2 rRNA genes (1 of these 2 only partly in view) are annotated in these 2,878 nt (G+C 57.1%); both read left to right on the plus strand.

The features are described 5' to 3' along the window. A 23S ribosomal RNA gene (locus tag BAW75_RS06850) occupies positions 1-2,685 on the plus strand (it extends 424 nt beyond the left edge of the window). A gap of 74 nt (positions 2,686-2,759) precedes the next feature. Continuing rightward, a 5S ribosomal RNA gene (rrf, locus tag BAW75_RS06855) occupies positions 2,760-2,876 on the plus strand. The last annotated feature ends 2 nt before the right edge of the window (positions 2,877-2,878 follow it).

The raw sequence follows: 2,878 nt of genomic DNA on the forward strand, positions 1-2,878 counted from the left end.
GGTGAAAGTTGCTGGTCTTCTGTGGGTGTTCCCGAGTAGCGGCGGACTCCTGAAATCTGCCGTGAATCTGCCAGGACCACCTGGTAAGCCTAAATACTTCCTGGTGACCGATAGCGGACGAGTACCGTGAGGGAATGGTGAAAAGTACCCCGGGAGGGGAGTGAAATAGTACCTGAAACCGTTCGCCTACAATCCGTCGGAGCCTTGCGGGGTGACGGCGTGCCTTTTGAAGAATGAGCCTGCGAGTTAGTGGCATGTGGCGAGGTTAACCCGTGTGGGGGAGCCGTAGCGAAAGCGAGTCTGAATAGGGCGTTTTTAGTCGCATGCTCTAGACCCGAAGCGGAGTGATCTAGCCATGGGCAGGCTGAAGCGCGGGTAAGACCGCGTGGAGGGCCGAACCCACCAACGTTGAAAAGTTGGGGGATGACCTGTGGTTAGGGGTGAAAGGCCAATCAAACTCCGTGATAGCTGGTTCTCCCCGAAATGCATTTAGGTGCAGCGTCGCGTGTTTCTTGCCGGAGGTAGAGCACTGGATGGTCTAGGGGGCCCACAAGCTTACCGAAATCAGCCAAACTCCGAATGCCGGTAAGTGAGAGCGCGGCAGTGAGACTGCGGGGGATAAGCTTCGTAGTCGAGAGGGAAACAGCCCAGATCACCAGCTAAGGCCCCTAAGCGTGTGCTAAGTGGAAAAGGATGTGGGGTCGCATAGACAACCAGGAGGTTGGCTTAGAAGCAGCCACCCTTTAAAGAGTGCGTAATAGCTCACTGGTCAAGTGGTTCCGCGCCGACAATGTAGCGGGGCTCAAGCACACCGCCGAAGCTGTGGCATTCACATTTTAACTTCGTGCCTCCTTGATGGGGTATGCAGGTGTGTGGATGGGTAGGGGAGCGTCGTGCCGGGGGTGAAGCAGCGGGGTGACCCAGTTGTGGACGCGGCACGAGTGAGAATGCAGGCATGAGTAGCGAAAGAAGGGTGAGAAACCCTTCCGCCGGATGACCAAGGGTTCCAGGGCCAGGCTAATCCGCCCTGGGTGAGTCGGGACCTAAGGCGAGGCCGAGAGGCGTAGTCGATGGACAACGGGTTGATATTCCCGTACCCGCGAAAGAGCGACCCTGACGAACCTCGTTGTGCTAACCACCCAAACCGGCCGAGACCTTCGGGTTGAGGTTGGGGAGCGTGGGAACCTGGCGGGTAGTAGTCAAGCGATGGGGTGACGCAGGAAGGTAGCTGAGCCCGGCCGGTGGTTGTGCCGGGGTAAGCGTGTAGGCCGGTGTGTAGGCAAATCCGCACACCATGGGGCTGAGACGTGATGCCGAGCCGATTCAGGTGAAGTCAGTGATCCTATGCTGCCGAGAAAAGCCTCTAGCGAGTTCTTAGCGGCCCGTACCCCAAACCGACACAGGTGGTCAGGTAGAGAATACCGAGGCGATCGGGCGAACTGTGGTTAAGGAACTCGGCAAATTGCCCCCGTAACTTAGGGAGAAGGGGGGCCGGAGACGTGAAGCCCCGCGCGGGTGGAGCGTTGTATGGCCGCAGAGAGCAGGGGGAAGCGACTGTTTACTAAAAACACAGGTCCATGCGAAGAAGTAATTCGATGTATATGGACTGACGCCTGCCCGGTGCTGGAACGTTAAGGGGACCTGTTAGCCCGCAAGGGCGAAGCGGAGAACTTAAGCGCCAGTAAACGGCGGTGGTAACTATAACCATCCTAAGGTAGCGAAATTCCTTGTCGGGTAAGTTCCGACCTGCACGAATGGCGTAACGACTTCCCCACTGTCTCAACCACAGGCCCGGCGAAATTGCAGTACGAGTAAAGATGCTCGTTACGCGCGGCAGGACGGAAAGACCCCGGGACCTTTACTATAGCTTGACATTGGTATCTGAATTAGCTTGTGTAGGATAGGTGGGAGCCGGTGAAGCCTATACGCCAGTATGGGTGGAGGCAATCTTGAAATACCACTCTGGTTGATTTGGGTATCTAACTTCGGACCGTTATCCGGTTCAGGGACAGTGTCTGGTGGGTAGTTTAACTGGGGCGGTTGCCTCCTAAAGGGTAACGGAGGCGCCCAAAGGTTCCCTCAGCCTGGTTGGCAATCAGGTGTTGAGTGCAAGTGCACAAGGGAGCTTGACTGTGAGACTGACAGGTCGAGCAGGGACGAAAGTCGGGACTAGTGATCCGGCACTGGCATGTGGAAGCGGTGTCGCTCAACGGATAAAAGGTACCCCGGGGATAACAGGCTGATCTTCCCCAAGAGTCCATATCGACGGGATGGTTTGGCACCTCGATGTCGGCTCGTCGCATCCTGGGGCTGTAGCAGGTCCCAAGGGTTGGGCTGTTCGCCCATTAAAGCGGTACGCGAGCTGGGTTTAGAACGTCGTGAGACAGTTCGGTCCCTATCCGCCGTGCGCGTAGGATACTTGAGAAGGGCTGTCCCTAGTACGAGAGGACCGGGACGGACGAACCTCTGGTGTGCCAGTTGTCCCGCCAGGGGCACGGCTGGTTAGCTACGTTCGGAAGGGATAACCGCTGAAAGCATCTAAGCGGGAAGCTCGCTTCAAGATGAGGTATCCCACCCACTTTGTGGGGTAAGGCCCCCAGCTAGACGACTGGGTTGATAGGCCGGAAATGTAAGCCCGGTAACGGGTTCAGTTGACCGGTACTAATAGGCCGAGGACTTGACTACCAAGCTGCTACGCGTCCACTGTGCAACTCTGAACAAACGATCACCCACAGGGTTGGTTGACATGTTCATAGAGTTACGGCGGTCATGGCGGAGGGGAAACGCCCGGTCACATTCCGAACCCGGAAGCTAAGCCCTCCAGCGCCGATGGTACTGCACTCGGGAGGGTGTGGGAGAGTAGGACACCGCCGGACAA

Source organism: Micromonospora chalcea, from assembly GCF_002926165.1.
Classification (GTDB): domain Bacteria; phylum Actinomycetota; class Actinomycetes; order Mycobacteriales; family Micromonosporaceae; genus Micromonospora; species Micromonospora chalcea.